Genomic DNA, 15,864 nt, shown 5'->3' with positions numbered 1-15,864 from the left:
TTGGCATAAAGCATGTAATATTGTAGGCATGTCGCTTACTCGATTTTGCAGGTACTGTTTTATCGTTATTACAACACTTGCCGCCTTTCCCTTTTTTGTATTTTGCCAGGCTTCTTATACAATAAGTGGCCACGTTCGTGATGCCGGAACCGGCGAAACGCTTATCGGTGCGAGTATTCGGCTGAAGGGACAACCTGCCATTGGTACGCGAACCAATAATTATGGTTTTTTTTCGCTTAAAATACCCGGAGAGCCTCAGGTATTGGTCATTTCGCACGTAGGGTATCAGGAGCAGGAGATGCCGGTGAACCTGACAGGAGACATAACCGTTGAAATTGATCTCAGTAGTGGTGAATTGTTGGAAGAGGTGGTGATTAGTCAATCTTCACATCGGGAAAACGTGCGTAGTCCGCAGATGGGAGTCGCTCGGGTCGACGTGAACGAAATTAAGCATGTACCTGTGTTGATGGGCGAGAAAGACGTACTGAAAACCATTCAGTTGCTGCCAGGAGTTCTTTCCGGCGGCGAGGGTAGCAGTAGTTTCTACGTACGGGGTGGAACCGGCGACCAGAATCTGATTTTATTGGATGAAGCAATGGTGTATAATGCCTCTCATCTTTTTGGCTTTTTCTCCACGTTCAATTCCGATGCAATCAAAGAAGTGAACTTGTATAAAGGCGGGATGCCGGCTCAATATGGCGGAAGGATTGCTTCGGTATTGGATATTACCATGCTGGATGGCAATAAGAAGAGCTTCGGGGCAGAGGGTGGCGTCGGCTTGATTGCGTCGCGCCTGAAAGTGGATGGGCCGATTGTGAAAGACCGGGGATCGTTTATGATCAGTGGACGCCGGACGTATGCCGACCTGTTTCTGAAGCTTTCGAACGACGAAGATGTCAATAATAGCCGGCTTTATTTCTATGACTTGAATGCCAAAGCGAACTACCGATTTGACGAGAAGAATACCGTGTTTCTTTCGGGTTATTTTGGGAGGGATGTGTTGGGGTATGCCAATCTTTTTGGTTTCGATTGGGGCAACGCGACGGGAACGCTCCGCTGGAATCACGTATTGAACAACCGGTTGTTTTCCAACACCACGTTTGTGTATAGCAATTTCAATTACAACGTCAATATCGAAAACGATGACTTCAATTTTGTCATTGCCTCCCGTATACAGAATTACAATTTAAAACAGGACTTTCAGCTTTTTTCATCCAGCAAGAGCACATGGCGTTTTGGCGTAAACCTGCTGCAACAGGGTATTTCGCCGGCAAATATAGACGCCGACGAAAATACGGCGGTAAACAGCTTGCGCTTGGAAGATCGAAAGGGGTTGGAACTGGCGGCCTATCTTTCGCACGAATGGAAGCCAACCGACCGATTGAGCTTGATTTATGGGCTCCGCCTGAATAATTTTCTGCTATTTGGTCCGGGTATGTTCTATACGTACGACGACGACGGGGATGTTGTGGAGGGAACCGAATACCAACGGGGAGACGTGGTACAACGTTATCTGAATCTAGAGCCTCGTTTATCGTTGAGTTACCAGTTGCAGGGAAACAACAGTGTCAAGCTTTCGTACAATCGGAACACGCAGCATCTGCACCAATTGTCCAACTCCACTTCCAGTCTGCCGACGGATGCATGGGTAATGAGCAGTAACAATATCAAGCCTCAAATTGCGGATCAGGCTGCACTGGGTTATTACCAGAATTTTGGCGATGACCGGTATGAATTTTCGGTGGAGTCGTATTATAAATACATGCAAAACCAGATCGACTATCGCAACGGAGCGGATTTGCAGGCGAATGAGCATATTGAAGCCGAACTCCTGTTCGGTACAGGTAGGGCTTACGGTCTGGAGGTATTTTTGAAAAGGCGTGAAGGGCGGTTGAATGGATGGATAAGCTATGCGCTATCCCGTAGCGAACGACGGTTTGCAGGTATTAATGAGGGAAACTGGTTTGCCGCACGTCAAGACCGAACGCATGATGCATCGGTTGTCGGCATGTATCAACTGTCGCCCCGGTGGAATTTTTCGGCCACTTTTGTATACAGTACGGGCAATGCAGTGACGTTCCCCAGTGGTAAATACACGGTGGATGGCCGCACCCTTTGGTATTATACCGAACGGAATGGTTACCGGATGCCCGATTACCACAGGCTGGATTTGGGCGCTACCTGGGAAGCGGCGGCATCGAAACGTTTTAAGTCCAGTTGGACATTTGGAATTTATAATGTATACAACCGGAAAAACGCGTTTATCATTGACTTCAGGGAGAAGGAGGGCAATCCGAATGCCACCGAGGCCTATCAAATCGCGTTGTTTGGGATTATCCCGTCGATTACGTGGAATTTTAAGTTTTAACAATGAACAAGTGGAATCCATATAGCTATCTAATCGGGGCGTCGATGCTGCTTCTGGGGATGGGATGTGAGGATGTTATTGACATAGATCTGAAGGATGCCAAGCCTCAACTGGTAATCGTCGGAGAAGTAAGTAACCGACTGGAAGACCAACAGGTGACCATCAGTCGCACCGTTGCCTTCAGTGCCGATAATGCGTTTGATCCGGTATCTGGCGCGGAGGTCACGGTGTCGGATGAAAGCGGCGGGTCATTCGAATTGATTGAGCAGACCCCCGGAAAATACCGTAGCAGGTTCAAGGGAGAAACCGGACACCTGTATGAGCTACGGGTACGCGTCGATGGGCAGGAATTTAAGGCAACTTCGCGTATGCCAAGCTCCGTATTGCCGGATTCGGTTGGGACGGGCGTCCGAAACATCTTCAATGAGGAGCAAAAATTTATTAGCGTCAAATACCAGGACCCGGGTGGTGTGCCGAATTACTATCGCTATTTGTGGAGTGTAAATGGAGCGCCGCTTAAAGTGGTTCGGGTTACAAACGACAAATTTAACGACGGTAAATATGTGAGTGAGGATGTGACCGACTTCGAAACGGACTTGGTTACCGGTGATGTCGTATCCATCTGGATGCAATGCACGGATAAAGCGACGTTCGATTTCTGGAATGTCGTGCAGTCCAACAACCCGGGCACCGCCGCTCCGGCTAACCCGCCTTCCGTTTTTGGCAAAGGAGCTTTGGGATATTTCAGCGCACAGGCCGTCGCGGAGTATATGATAACGGTTCAATAAAAATTGGACCCCTACAGCACCCCAAATTCATACCCCTCAGCCAACCAATGTTCAATGGCGCGTGGCAGCGCATACGTAACACGGGGAATCGCTTTGATGTTATCGTGAAACACAATGATTGATCCGTTTTGCGTATATTTCAACACATTGCTCAGGCATTTTTCGGGCGGGAGCTTGAGGTCGAAATCACCGCTGAGGACATCCCACATGATGATACGGTAACGATTGAGTTTGGCGTATTGTGAACGTCTGCCACGACCATACGGAGGACGGAAGAGCGAGGTCCCCGTCAGTTGTTCGCATTGGTCCACGTTTTGCAGGTAAATATCATCCGATGTCTTCCAACCGTTGAGGTGGTTGTAGGTATGGTTGCCGATTTGATGGCCATTTTCCAGAAGCCGATCGAACAAATCAGGATGTTTTTTTATATTTTCGCCCACACAGAAGAACGTAGCCTTGACGCCATAATTATTTAAGGTATTTATGATAAACGGTGTAACATCCGGTATCGGACCGTCGTCAAAGGTGAGAAAAATGCGTTTTTCGGTGCGACTGCGGTGCCATATGAGGGTAGGATAGAGCCATCGCAGAACGAAGGGGACTTTGACAGTATACATGGATATTAATAAAAGAAGGAAGTAAAGATACAATTTTGGAGCCAATGAAAAGAAGTTTCTCATGCCTTACCTGTTTGATAGTGTGTTTATGCAGTATGCTATTATCGCCCAAACAAAGTGCAGCACAAAAATTGGTTCCGATTAAAGTGGCTATTTATCACGCGCTGGACAATAACCTCCAGGTAAAGCAGGCCCGGTTTCAAGCGGCCTTATCAGAAGAAGATTTAAAGCAGGCCAAAAGTCAGTTTTATCCATCGTTAAACGCACAAGTAGGTGGCAACATGCGTTTTGGTAGGTATTTCGATCAATACTCAGGTCAATTGGTGCCCTCGGTAAATACGGCCAACGCAGGGGCTTCCGCGGACGTCCCGATTTTTCAAGGGTTTCAACGTGTCAATCAGATTCTTGCGAATAAGAATCAGCTTGCTGCCGATCAAAGTAACGTCGAGAAAGTAAAAAACGATCTGGTATTATCCGTTGCGACCACCTATCTGGAAGCGTTGACAAATCAGGATCTGTTGACTGCTGCCAATCAGCAATTGAAGCTTTCCCAACAGCAACTGGAAGTAGCAGAGGCAAATTATGAGGTCGGAAACAACACCCTGGCCGATTTATCCCAGGCGAAAAGCCAAGTGGCTACCGATGAATTGAATGTGACCTCTGCCCAAAATGCCTTTGAGTTATCCATGTTGAATTTAAAACAGCTCATGGAAATGGATCCCGCCGAAGACATTGCGTTGGAGAAGCCGGCGGTTGCCGACGTCGAGCAGAGCGAAACGCCCCACACAGCCGTCGAAGTTTATCAGCAGGCGTTGAAAGTGCAACCGGATATTGAAGGAGCAACCTTCGCAACGGCAGTAGCCAAAAGCAACATCGACATTGCAAAGGGGAATTATTATCCCACATTGGATTTCGGAGCCGGCTACGGAACCAGTGTATCTTCCGTGGCATCACAGCCGATCGCATTTGATCCAGACGGTCGACCGACTGAATATGGGCGGGTATCGTTCCGCGATCAATTGCGTAATAACGAAAGCCCATACATCGGGTTGACGCTTACCATTCCGATTTTTAACCGGTTTCAGGTCAGAACAGCTGTTAACAAGGCAAAAATTAATTATCAAAACGCCCTGACGAATGAACAGTTGGCTAAAAATAACTTAAATAAGATCGTTAACCAAGCGGTATTGGATCTCCGCTCTGCCGGCAAACGCTATGCCTCCACGGCGACGGCTTTTGAATCGGCCAAGGATGCCTTTGAAGTTATCAGCCAGCGTTATGAGGTAGGCTTGGCCAATTCCGTTGAGCTTTTTACCGCACAAACGACGATGAATAAGGCTGAGTTTGATCATATTCAGGCCAAATATGACCTGGTGTTCAGAAGCAAAGTGATAGATTTTTACCTGGGCAATGAAATCAATTTCGAAAACTAAGCGATAACAAGCAACAGAGATGGCAAAGAAAAAAAATACACTTAAATACGTGCTGATCGGCGCAGGAATTCTGGTAGTAGGGGTAATCATTGCCAATAAAATGGGGTGGATCGGTCAAGGAGACGTGATCAAAGTGGCTACGGACAAGGCGGAGAAGAAAACGGTAAACGAGCAGGTATCGGCGAGCGGTAAAATTCATCCTGAAGTGGAGGTTAAGTTGAGTTCCGAAGTTTCCGGTGAAATCGTCGAGCTGACGGTGAAAGAGGGGGATGTCGTAACCAAGGGGCAGATACTTTGTCGCATACGCCCGGATATTTTGCAATCCGGTTATGAGCGGGCCGTCGCTTCGTTGAATGCTCAGCGTGCCAGTTTGGCTATGGCCGAGCAGCAGCTGAAGCAGCAGGAAGTGAATTTTGCTAACATCGAAGCCAATTTCAAGCGTAACCGGGAATTGTTCGAACGGAAGGTGATTTCTGTTGCTGAATTTGATCAGATCCGGGCCGACTACGAGAGCGCACGGGCAAATCTGGAAGGTCAACGGCAAAATGTTTTGGCTACACGCTACGGGATCGACCAATCTCAGGCATCCGTAAAAGAGGCAGGTGATAACTTGGCCCGGACTACGATTTATGCGCCGGTGGATGGCGTCGTCTCGTTACTTCAGGTAGAGCTCGGCGAACGCGTAGTGGGAACAGCGCAGATGGCGGGTACCGAAATTATGCGTATTGCAAATATGGAAACCATGGAGGTGGTAGTCGAAGTCAACGAAAATGACATCAACCGGGTAGCGCTCAATAACGAGGCTTCGATTGAAATCGATGCGTTTCAAAACCGGAAATTCAAAGGGATTGTTACGGAGATCGCCAGCTCGTCAACCACAGCAGCAACAACTACAACCACCACGGCCGGAACAGATCAAGTAACCAATTTTAACGTAAAGGTTCGCATTTTGCCGGAGTCGTACGCTGATTTATTGAAAAAAGGGCAACCCAATCCGTCGCCTTTCCGTCCCGGTTTGTCGGCTACGGTGGATATCCATACGCAACAAGATACCGGTTTGTCTGTGCCGATACAGGCGGTCACAACCCGTGAATCAGGGGCTACGGACACGGCTAAGGCTGCCAATGCCGCAGCAGGAACTTCCACTGGCGGAATGCCAAAGATGAAGGAATACGTCTTTGTATACAATGGGGCGACAGTGAAGCAGGTTGAGGTGACCACCGGTATCCAGGATGATACGTATATCCGCATCCTTTCCGGACTTAACGAAGGTGATGAGGTGGTTTCCCGGCCATTCAATGCAGTCAGCAAGTTGTTGAAAGATGGCAGCAAAGTTGAAAAAGTAGACAAGAATAGCTTACTCTAGGGGGTGACCTGCCTGACCGCAGGGTCGAGGTGAAGCCGTACGATTCCGTCACTATCGTGCTGGAGCAGTGCCGCACATTCAATTTCCAATACTTCGGCAATCTGAAAGAGTCTTTCCAACGACATTTTATGGAATCCAAGTTCTAGTTTGCTGTAAGCGTTTTGGGATATACCGATTTTCCGGGCGACGTAGTCTTGGGTATAGTTTCTGAACTCCCGCACACGCCGGATATTATTAGCGACCGATTTTGCTTTGGCGTTAGGTTTCATCAGCGTATAATTTTATTCCTTTTCTATTGCGTATAAAAATAGAAAGCCGAAGTAAAAGTTATTAGGCATTTCTTGTTTATTTCATTCATGCCGATCGTCCTGCTGCCTGTATTCCTTCCGGTTGTATTGTATTCCTTTGGGTTGTTTGATTTAATAATGCCTTTATATGATTTCAATCGTAAATTGGCGTTATTTGCCGTATTGATACACTGATTTACAAAGTGTGTCGAAGGGGACGCTGAAAACCTTAAATCAGAGTAAGCACAATTTCTAACTTAATTATCTATGAAACTTCAAGAATTAAATGAGCAAGAACTGAAGGAAACCAATGGCGGTTTATTAAGCCTGAACATTGGCGCAAATCAAAATTCGATCGACGTGGATGCTTCTGTGGATCTGGGTTCAGTAAACAATCTGCTCGGCGGCGTATTGGGCAATGGAAGCGGCTTGTTGGGCGGTCTCCTGGGTACCGTGAATGGTTTGTTAGGTGGTTTGCTCGGCAGACTATAATATCATTCAAGCCATCGATTAGTGCAGGTTGCCGATATGGCAACCGTATGATTGACATCGATTGTATAAGGGGGGGATTTGACTAGGTAAAATCCCCCCATTTTTTTATTCCATGGATGAAAAGTTCTTTCCGGCTGAAATCGTTAGGTATACGACCGAATACCACTACCAACGGTATAACACGAAGACCGTCGTGATCTATCAAATTCTGCTGGCACTTGTACTGATATTTTTTTTATCGCTTTTTTTTGTCAAGGTAGACGTCAGCGTCAAAGCGCTTGGCATACTAAGAGCGGTTTCTGAGAACCACGTGGTCAAATCCATTATTTCAGGGAGAATAGAAGAAGTTTTCGTGAAAGAGAGTCAGGCTGTGGAAGCCGGGCAGGTGTTGGCTCGGATCAAGGCCGATATGCTGGATCAGGAACGCAACATGCTTTCTACCCAACAGCAGGATTTGCTTAACCAGCTTGCGGATTTGCAAAAGCTGACGGCATTGGCATCGAAGCGGGCATTTTCGGGGCGTCCGCCCCTTGCATCCGCTGTATACAGTCAGCAATTTACGTTTTTTTGGCAGAAAGTAACCAAACTTCAGAACCAATTGGCCTTAGCCAAGCGGAATTTTGAACGTTACAAAACGTTGTATGAAAGCCGGGTTATTTCAGCGGCTGAGTATGAGGAAGCACAATTTGTTTATCAGCAGGCGAATACTGACCTGGAATTGTCTTACGACGAACAAGGGGCCGTTTGGCAGCAGGAGTTGAGTGCACTACGGTTAAAAACGGGAGAACTCAGTTCCCGAATAGAACAAGTCGGGGAACAACGTGGCTACTATACGTTGCAATCACCCTCAACCGGGACCGTGCAAGCCATGAAGGGACTCAAAGCTGGTAGTATGGTTAGTGCCAACGAAGTCCTTGCTGAAATTTCGCCAGACTCCGGGATGATCGTGGAGACATACGTTCCGCCTAAGGACATCGGCTATCTGGCGGTTGGTACGCCGGTTAACCTGCAGATAGACGCTTACAATTACAACCAGTGGGGAATGGCTTCGGGTAAAGTGACGTCCATTTCCGCTGATGTTTTCACGGGCCGGGGACAACCTTATTTCAAGGTTCGGTGTCAGCTCAATGATGATAAGCTCATGCTGAAAAATGGATACGAGGGAACGTTAAAGAAGGGGATGACCCTACAGGCGAGGTTTTTCGTAACCAAGCGTACACTCTTTCAATTGTTGTATGACAAAGCGGACGACTGGCTGAATCCAAATGTTATTCCTGCCGCTCAGCAGGCTGGCATTCAACTAGGCAGTCATTAATTGGCATGAATATGCAATTATTCAATTTCGGTCATCTAAAAAAACACATACAGGTTAAACAACACGACCTTACCGATTGTGCGGCGGCCTGTTTGGCATCTGTATTGGGCTGGTATAAGAAGGAGGTGCCAATCGCACGGATCCGGCAGTTAGCGGCTACCGATCAAAAAGGGACAACAGCATGGGGGATCATCCAAGCCGCCCGCAGTCTTGAGCTTTCGGCCAAGGGGGTAAGGGGAGGCGTGGACGACTTGCAGGGGCTCCCATTGCCGGCGATCGCGCATGTGGTGGTCAAAGGCCTGTTGCATCACTATGTTGTCATCTATGCAGTCACCGCCAATCGGATCCAATTGATGGATCCGGCGACCGGTAAGTTGGAATGGTTGGAGATTTCGCGATTTAACGAATCGTGGTCGGGCGTGCTGGTCATCTTAAGTCCCCAGGAAGGGTTCAAGACGGGCAGCGAAAAAATGGGGATATTGAGCCGTTTCAACTACCTGTTGCGACCGCATCGTTCGATCTTATTCCAAGTGGTATTGGGGGCGATGATGTTTACCTTGTTAGGACTCTCCACCGCCATCTTTCTTCAAAAGATCGTTGACTACGTCATCCCCGACGGTAACCGAAACCTATTGAACCTATTGGGGGTGGCAATGATCGCTATTTTGGTGGTAAAGGTGTTGTTGAACCATGCCCAGGTATTGCTGACCATAAAAACCGGGCAGCAAATTGACAGCCGGCTTATCCTCGGCTATTACAAACACTTGCTGAAGCTGCCCCAACACTTCTTTGACAATATGCGTGTCGGCGAAATTATCTCGCGGATGAATGATGCGGTCAAAATCCGGGCGTTTATAAACGAAGCGCTTGTCGGCACTGCAGTAAATGTGTTCATCGTATTATTTTCCTTCGGCTTGATGTTTACCTATTACTGGAAACTCGCTTTCGCTATTTTCCTGATCATTCCGGTTTATGGTTTGATTTATTACGTTTCCAACGTTGTAAACCGAAAAACGCAACGTAAGCTCATGGAAGATAACGCCGACCTCGAGGCGCAATTGGTGGAATCCATTCAGGCCGCCGGAACGATAAAGCGGTTCGGTTTAGAGGAATTTGCCAACCTAAAAACGGAAACACGTTTTATCCAGCTCTTAAGAAGTGTGTATCGCTCGGCTACCAATAGTTTGTGGATCGTAAATGCGAATCAGTTGGCCACGGGTGGCGTTACCTTATTGCTGTTGTGGCTGGGGACTACCTTTGTGCTGGAAAAAATAATTACTCCCGGAGAGTTGCTTTCCTTTTATGCAATCATCGGGTATTTCACCGGGCCTATCGGTACATTGATCGGCATGAATAAAACCGTGCAGGATGCCGTGATCGCCGCCGACCGGCTTTTCGAGGTCATGGATCTGGACCGGGAGGAAGAGACCAATAAAAGCCAGCTCACAGCTGAAATGGTGGGTGATATTGCGTTTGTGGATGTTCATTTCGAGTATGGGTCCCGCACTACGGTTTTCCAAAAACTCAATCTGCATATTCCCAAGGGTAAATTAGTGGCGATCGTAGGGGAAAGTGGATCAGGAAAGACCACATTAATGGCCTTACTTCAGCGTATTTATTCCGTCAGCTCGGGTAAGATTGTCATCGGTGATTATGATATCCGCTATTTGACGAATGACAGTTTGCGCCGAGTGATTGGCGTGGTTCCTCAAGACATCCATCTTTTCTCGGGTAATATTATCGATAATATCGCGCTGGGAGACGCCAATCCGGATATGAGTTCGCTATTGACGCTATGCAAAGAATTGGGGATTTTAGAGTTTATTGAGACGTTGCCTGCCGGGTTCAATACGTACATTGGCGAAAATGGTACTCAGCTTTCGGGGGGACAGCGGCAGCGGATCGCCATTGCGCGGGCCTTATACCGGCGCCCGGAAATTTTGGTGCTTGATGAGGCCACCTCATCTCTTGATTCGATCTCGGAAAATCATATCCAACGTGCCGTCGCCAGCTTTAACGGGCAGGGGAAAACCGTCATTCTTATTGCCCACCGGCTAAGTACGGTCATGGGGGCCGACAAAATTATTGTGCTCGATAAAGGCGAGGTCGTGGAAGAGGGGGATCACACCGGGCTGATGAATATCAAGGGCTATTATTACAACCTGTGGCAGCAGCAGTTCCCACCGGAATTCGCGTTACTGAGTAAGCGGCTGCAAAAAAACTAATCTTAATTAAGTTGGACTGATTATAAATAATACGTATATTCGCCTCCGTTAATTAAAAAGGTTTGACCATGGTTTGCCCTTTGGCTAATTTTGAGGAGGTTTACCGGACGGATCACGGCGCAGTGTACCAATGCAGCCGGCAGAATTGCTATTGGCTCGAGTTTGCGGGGGATACGACGGCGTTCAAGGTTAACGACTTTTTTGCCTTTAAGAAAAAGATTGATGCCATTGACATTTCCGCGATGATTATCGATCCCTCAAGAACGGCTGATTTTACCATTCTCATGCCTTTCCGCACACCCCGGTGTTTTGTTCTGGACATTAACGACGTCTTAAATCTCAGGGAGTTGATGAACGGGGCGAAGTTTATGATCGAGCTAAATAGCGTAGTGAACGCATGCCTGAAAGCCATACCGGTCGGATGCGCTAAACCATAATTTAGACTGAATTTGTATTGTTTTTATTTTGAGTGTTTTACCGCTCATTTTCTGTATTTTTGTATGGAAGGATGAGCGATTAGTGCTCATTGATTGAACTTATAAATATACGTATCATGAAAGATCTATTGCGATTAAAGACATCGTTGAACGAAGAGATAGAAAACATATTGAATGCGCAAATTAAGGTTGAAGCACATTCATCCTCTATTTACCTGGCCATGTCATCGTGGTGCGATGATCAAGGGTACGATTTCAGCTCGGATTTCTTTGCTAAGCAGTCAGAGGAAGAGCGGAAGCATATGTTGAAGCTTTTTAACTATGTAAATGACCGCGGTGGCAAAGCCATTTCTCCCGAGATTGTGAACGTTCCGACTGATTTCGAATCATTCCGCAGTGTGTTTGAGCAAATGCTGGAGCAAGAAATGTATGTAACCCAGCAATTCAACAACATCGCTGAAAAATGTATAAAATTAAAGGATTTTGTGACCTTCCAATTTATTCAATGGTTCCTCGAAGAGCAAATCGAAGAAGAATATGTGGCAAGGCGTATCCTGGAAATGTTTGATGTGATCGGCGAAGAAGGTACCGGACGCTGGGAGATCGACAAACACATTCCCAAAGTGAGTTACGAAGGGTAATAAGCCAGCGTAATCTGCGCTTGGTGCGGGCGGTCTTTTGCAAAAGGACTGCCCGTTTTTTTTGCACACATACGGATAATGTGCTATCTTTCGTTCCTTATATGAGGAGCAGAAATATCAGTTAGTTAGCTATCCCGACATAAATTTGCCATCGATAACCATCCATAGGCTATTCATTCTTGCATTGCTTTTTGTGTCGTTGCAGGCATTTGCGCAACACCAGCGAAAAGAAATCAGCGGCGTTGTGATTGACACCGCCGGGATGCCCCTGTCGGGCGTCAACGTGAGACTCACCACAATATTGGATACCGCATTGGTTATTACGGACGTGAAAGGCGCCTACCGGTTTACGAATATTATCGCTCCCGAGTTTCGGCTTACGTTTAGTATGATTGGGTACAAGATATTGGATAAATCTTATCCGTCGGATTTTCCGGGACCGGTTGTGCAGCTACTCCCCACAGTGCTGCCCCCGCAACAGACGTTGCTAAAGGAGATTGTGATCAATCGTGTACAGCCGATTGTTATCAAGGAAGATACGGTTCAGTATAACATGGACGCTTTTAACGTGCGGCAGAATTCGTTGCTTGAAGAAGCATTAAAATTGCTTCCTAATGTACAGGTGCGGCGAGATGGGACGGTGATTGCGCACGGCAAGCAGATAAGCAGGGTGCAGGTGGACAGCAAGAACTTTTTCGGAGGAGAAGTACTAACCGCGACCCGCAATCTGCCCGCCGATTTTATCCAATCTGTACAAGTGATCGATTATTACGGAGACATGGCGAACAGCACCGGTATCAAGGATTCGGAACCGGAAAAGATCCTCAACATCGTGTTGAAGGAAGATAAAAAACGCATTCTTTTCGGACAGGTGACCGGCGGCGGCGGTACGGTAGACCGTTATATCGGTAGCTTAGGGATTAATAACTTTAACGACGGCCAGGAGTTTTCGGTACTTGGGTCACTCAACAATACCAACACCAGTCTTTTCAGCTATGGTGCACCCACGGGAGCCGGGGTGAGGGAGCGTGGCAATTCGGATCTGACAGGGATGATGGATTCAGAAGATGGTGTAAACACAACCAATTCGGTTGGCTTAAGCTATTCGGATGACCTCTCGGATAAGGTGAGCGTCTACGGAAAATACACTTTTACAAACCGGAAGAACCGTACCCTTGGCAATTCGGTCCTGCAAAGCGTATATGATTCCTATACCATTATCAATCAGGAAAACAAAGAAATTAATACGGATAACATCAATCATTTGATGGCCTGGGATATTGAGGCACAGTTAGATGCACATAATTATTTGAAGATTAGTCCGAACATATCCTACAGCCGAGCGGGATCTGCGCATTTGAGCGAAGACACCATCAAACGGAAAAATATAGTCAGCGAACGTATTTACGAAGCGGAGGAAAATGTGGTTACTCCGAATTTTGATATGGATGTCCTGTATTCAAGAAACTTTCAAAAGCCGGGGCGCAAATTTGTGCTTAATATGCAGGGAAGATATTCACAGCGGGATAAAATTGAAAACATCGACGACTTTTCAGAGAGTACGAATGTAATAACGGGTGATCCGGTGCTGGACGGAGCGTATCGCCTATCACAGAAAGTCGAAAGCGACAATCAAAACCGGGTAGGGAGGGTAAAGGCTTCCTACGTGGAGCCTATTGATAATACCAGCCTCCTCGAAGTGAGCTATGAGTACAATTATACGGCAATAGATAGCTATCGCAGTGTATGGGACCAACTTGGCAAGCAATCTTTTGTCGACTCACTAAGCTTGGATTATGCGTATTTCTTCGAGAGCAACCGGGTGGGGCTGGTTTACCAGATGGAACAAAGCAAGCGATTCAGGTATACCTTGGGGTTTGCCGTGCAGCCGTTACTTTTACAGGGACAAACCGTCGATATCGATACGATCACCCGGCATCGGAACGTCAATTTGATACCCAGTGCGGGTTTCCGCTTTCGTATCAACGACGAGAGCGAATGGTCTATTGAATATTTGGGCACGAATAATCAGCCCAATTTTTCGCAGATACAGCCTATCCGTGACCTGACCAACTCACAAAACATCATTATTGGAAATGCCGAATTGAAGGCAGAATTCGTCAATCGGATTACCACACGTTTCCGCCAAACCAAATTGGGGAAAAACCGATTTTTCGAAGCACAGCTGGCACTCAATCAGGTCCAGAATAAAATTGTCACAAACCGGACAAATCCGAGCAGTACGGTGCAGGAAACTAGTTTTCGGAATACGTCGGGATATTTTGACGCGCGGGGATATTATATGTACAGCACCGCGGTGTTTAACGATAATTTCCAGCTCAACCTCAATGGTACGACCGACTATGTGAATAACGTGTCTTACATCGATGATGTAAAGAATTTTGGGCGTAACTTTATCTATTCCCAAGCCGTGCAAATGCGCTTCATGATGGAGGACGTTATTGAGACGGAGCTGAATACGAGTTATACATTTAATCGTACCCGCTATTCCCTGCGTCAGGGGTATGGATCGATAAATGGCAATGATGCCAATTCCTTTTTGGTCGGCTTAGCGGGCAAAGGATATCTGTCGGACAATTGGGCATTTGGATTCGATCTCTCGCATCGGTTTAACAGTGGTTATAGTTTTGTCAATGCGAACCCAACGCTGCTTAACGCATATATCGAGTGTACTTTTCTGAATAATAACATGGCATTATTGCGGTTGCAGGGTTTTGACCTATTCAATCAGAATACGGGAATTACGCGGGAAGTACTCGGTACAGATATTTTGGACGTGCGGAACAATCGGCTGGCACGCTACTTCATGCTGTCTCTAAATATCCGTTTGCAACGGTATCCAAAGAAGTCCGGATAGCGCCGTTATGCAGCGATAGGAAACAAACAAACGAAGGAATGAATGCAATAGTGATAACAGCCCACGGCGGCATAGAGGGCTTAGCGCTTGCCGACCGACCGAAACCGCTACCCTTTGATAACGAGGTGTTGATTAGGGTACATGCGGCAGGCATCAACCGTCCGGATATTTTTCAGCGCAAAGGTCACTACCCGGCGCCTGCCGGTGTGGTGCCGGATATCCCCGGACTGGAGGTGGCTGGTGTGGTTGAGGTATGTGGCAGTGAAGTAACGCAGTGGAAGCCGGGCGATCGGGTCTGCGCCCTCTTACCCGGTGGCGGATATGCCGAATATGCATCAGCGGTTGCCACGCATTGCCTGCCTATCCCCGATCACCTCAGCTTTGCGGAAGCTGCCGGCCTGCCGGAAGCGCTATTTACGGTCTGGCACAACGTATTCCAGCGTGGTAGACTGCAGGCGGGAGAGGCGTTGTTAGTCCAAGGCGGCAGTGGTGGAATTGGTACGACAGCTATCCAATTAGCGGTGCGGTTTGGTGCTACGGTATACGCTACTGCCGGGTCGGACGAAAAGTGTCGCTTCTGCGAACAACTTGGTGCAATTCGGTGCATTAACTACCGGAAGACAGACTTTGCCGAAGCGTTGTCCGGTATTCCGATCGACGTGGTGTTGGACAGCATCGGTGCGCCTTACTTTGAACGCCATGTGTCGTTATTAACCGAGGAGGGTAGGCTCGTATTTATAAATGCGATGGAGGGGAAATATGCACAGCTGGACGTCATCAAGCTGATGCAGCTTCGGCTTACACTGACCGGCAGTACACTCCGGGCACGTGATGCTGAATTCAAACGTGCGTTGCGAGAATCCATCGCCCAGCATGTATGGCCGCTGGTGGATGCAGGGACCCTCCGACCGGTGATTCATCAAACCTTTCCGTTGGAACAGGCCTCCAAAGCCCATGAATTAATGGAGTCTGGTGATTTTGTGGGTAAGTTGGTGCTTACTATGTAGTATTTATGTT

At 47.4% G+C, this 15,864-nt stretch carries 13 protein-coding genes; 11 read left to right on the top strand and 2 right to left on the bottom strand.

Translation table 11 applies throughout. The features are described 5' to 3' along the window. Positions 1 to 28: 28 nt before the first annotated feature. Together ACFQRK_RS20880 and ACFQRK_RS20875 are read left to right on the top strand one after the other, a co-directional pair. Positions 29 to 2,368: a carboxypeptidase-like regulatory domain-containing protein gene (locus tag ACFQRK_RS20880; RefSeq protein ID WP_379010109.1), complete on the top strand. Its 2,340-nt coding sequence runs from the start codon at positions 29 to 31 to the stop codon at positions 2,366 to 2,368. 2 nt (positions 2,369 to 2,370) lie between these two features. Continuing rightward, complete coding sequence (locus tag ACFQRK_RS20875) at positions 2,371 to 3,156, top strand: DUF4249 domain-containing protein (protein ID WP_379010108.1); 786 nt, start codon at positions 2,371 to 2,373, stop codon at positions 3,154 to 3,156. A gap of 11 nt (positions 3,157 to 3,167) precedes the next feature. Here the strand turns inward: ACFQRK_RS20875 and ACFQRK_RS20870 are convergent, their stop codons facing one another. Beyond that, positions 3,168 to 3,773 carry a polysaccharide deacetylase family protein gene (locus ACFQRK_RS20870; RefSeq protein ID WP_379010107.1) on the bottom strand — a complete coding sequence of 202 codons (606 nt, stop codon included), beginning with the start codon at positions 3,771 to 3,773 and terminating at the stop codon, positions 3,168 to 3,170. A 146-nt stretch (positions 3,774 to 3,919) separates the two neighbouring features. Between ACFQRK_RS20870 and ACFQRK_RS20865 the strand changes: the two genes are divergently transcribed. Together ACFQRK_RS20865 and ACFQRK_RS20860 are read left to right on the top strand one after the other, a co-directional pair. Further along, complete coding sequence (locus tag ACFQRK_RS20865) at positions 3,920 to 5,206, top strand: TolC family protein (RefSeq protein ID WP_379010105.1); 1,287 nt, start codon at positions 3,920 to 3,922, stop codon at positions 5,204 to 5,206. A gap of 19 nt (positions 5,207 to 5,225) precedes the next feature. Further along, positions 5,226 to 6,572 carry an efflux RND transporter periplasmic adaptor subunit gene (locus tag ACFQRK_RS20860; protein WP_379010104.1) on the top strand — a complete coding sequence of 449 codons (1,347 nt, stop codon included), beginning with the start codon at positions 5,226 to 5,228 and terminating at the stop codon, positions 6,570 to 6,572. Here the strand turns inward: ACFQRK_RS20860 and ACFQRK_RS20855 are convergent. After that, positions 6,569 to 6,841, bottom strand: a complete 273-nt coding sequence (locus ACFQRK_RS20855; RefSeq protein WP_379010103.1) for a helix-turn-helix domain-containing protein — start codon at positions 6,839 to 6,841, stop codon at positions 6,569 to 6,571. The two genes, ACFQRK_RS20860 and ACFQRK_RS20855, sit on opposite strands and share 4 nt — an antisense overlap. Before the next feature lie 285 nt (positions 6,842 to 7,126). Here ACFQRK_RS20855 and ACFQRK_RS20850 point away from each other — a divergent pair, with 285 nt between their 5' ends. The 7 genes from ACFQRK_RS20850 to ACFQRK_RS20820 all read left to right on the top strand — a co-directional run bounded on the left by ACFQRK_RS20850 (position 7,127) and on the right by ACFQRK_RS20820 (position 15,854). Then, a complete protein-coding gene (locus ACFQRK_RS20850; protein WP_379010102.1) occupies positions 7,127 to 7,351 on the top strand; it encodes a hypothetical protein in 225 nt (74 codons plus the stop codon). Between the two features lie 112 nt (positions 7,352 to 7,463). Continuing rightward, entirely contained in the window at positions 7,464 to 8,666 is a 1,203-nt protein-coding gene (locus ACFQRK_RS20845) for an HlyD family secretion protein (RefSeq protein WP_379010100.1), read from the top strand. A gap of 11 nt (positions 8,667 to 8,677) precedes the next feature. Next, positions 8,678 to 10,891 carry a peptidase domain-containing ABC transporter gene (locus ACFQRK_RS20840; RefSeq protein ID WP_379010099.1) on the top strand — a complete coding sequence of 738 codons (2,214 nt, stop codon included), beginning with the start codon at positions 8,678 to 8,680 and terminating at the stop codon, positions 10,889 to 10,891. A 68-nt stretch (positions 10,892 to 10,959) separates the two neighbouring features. Continuing rightward, a complete protein-coding gene (locus ACFQRK_RS20835) occupies positions 10,960 to 11,328 on the top strand; it encodes a hypothetical protein (RefSeq protein ID WP_379010097.1) in 369 nt (122 codons plus the stop codon). A 116-nt stretch (positions 11,329 to 11,444) separates the two neighbouring features. After that, the gene (locus tag ACFQRK_RS20830; RefSeq protein ID WP_379010096.1) at positions 11,445 to 11,969 is read left to right on the top strand and encodes a ferritin; all 525 of its coding nucleotides are present in this window, start codon (positions 11,445 to 11,447) and stop codon (positions 11,967 to 11,969) included. A gap of 145 nt (positions 11,970 to 12,114) precedes the next feature. After that, on the top strand, positions 12,115 to 14,847 hold the full coding sequence (locus ACFQRK_RS20825; RefSeq protein ID WP_379010095.1) for an outer membrane beta-barrel protein: 2,733 nt from the start codon (positions 12,115 to 12,117) through the stop codon (positions 14,845 to 14,847). Between the two features lie 38 nt (positions 14,848 to 14,885). Then, positions 14,886 to 15,854 carry an NAD(P)H-quinone oxidoreductase gene (locus ACFQRK_RS20820; protein WP_379010094.1) on the top strand — a complete coding sequence of 323 codons (969 nt, stop codon included), beginning with the start codon at positions 14,886 to 14,888 and terminating at the stop codon, positions 15,852 to 15,854. The last annotated feature ends 10 nt before the right edge of the window (positions 15,855 to 15,864 follow it).

This window comes from Parapedobacter sp. GCM10030251, from assembly GCF_042666505.1.
In the GTDB taxonomy this organism is placed as follows: Bacteria; Bacteroidota; Bacteroidia; order Sphingobacteriales; family Sphingobacteriaceae; genus Parapedobacter.
Note: the sequence above shows the minus strand (reverse complement) of the source record. Positions and strands in the feature narration are given on the sequence as shown.

Excerpts from the sequence above, each read along its gene's own strand:
- ACFQRK_RS20845 (WP_379010100.1), top strand. The coding sequence starts at position 7,464 with ATGGATGAAAAGTTCTTTCCGGCTGAAATCGTTAGGTATACGACCGAA.
- ACFQRK_RS20835 (WP_379010097.1), top strand. The coding sequence starts at position 10,960 with ATGGTTTGCCCTTTGGCTAATTTTGAGGAGGTTTACCGGACGGATCAC.
- ACFQRK_RS20870 (WP_379010107.1), bottom strand. The coding sequence starts at position 3,773 with ATGTATACTGTCAAAGTCCCCTTCGTTCTGCGATGGCTCTATCCTACC.
- ACFQRK_RS20850 (WP_379010102.1), top strand. The coding sequence starts at position 7,127 with ATGAAACTTCAAGAATTAAATGAGCAAGAACTGAAGGAAACCAATGGC.
- ACFQRK_RS20880 (WP_379010109.1), top strand. The coding sequence starts at position 29 with ATGTCGCTTACTCGATTTTGCAGGTACTGTTTTATCGTTATTACAACA.
- ACFQRK_RS20855 (WP_379010103.1), bottom strand. The coding sequence starts at position 6,841 with ATGAAACCTAACGCCAAAGCAAAATCGGTCGCTAATAATATCCGGCGT.
- ACFQRK_RS20840 (WP_379010099.1), top strand. The coding sequence starts at position 8,678 with ATGCAATTATTCAATTTCGGTCATCTAAAAAAACACATACAGGTTAAA.
- ACFQRK_RS20860 (WP_379010104.1), top strand. The coding sequence starts at position 5,226 with ATGGCAAAGAAAAAAAATACACTTAAATACGTGCTGATCGGCGCAGGA.
- ACFQRK_RS20820 (WP_379010094.1), top strand. The coding sequence starts at position 14,886 with ATGAATGCAATAGTGATAACAGCCCACGGCGGCATAGAGGGCTTAGCG.
- ACFQRK_RS20875 (WP_379010108.1), top strand. The coding sequence starts at position 2,371 with ATGAACAAGTGGAATCCATATAGCTATCTAATCGGGGCGTCGATGCTG.
- ACFQRK_RS20830 (WP_379010096.1), top strand. The coding sequence starts at position 11,445 with ATGAAAGATCTATTGCGATTAAAGACATCGTTGAACGAAGAGATAGAA.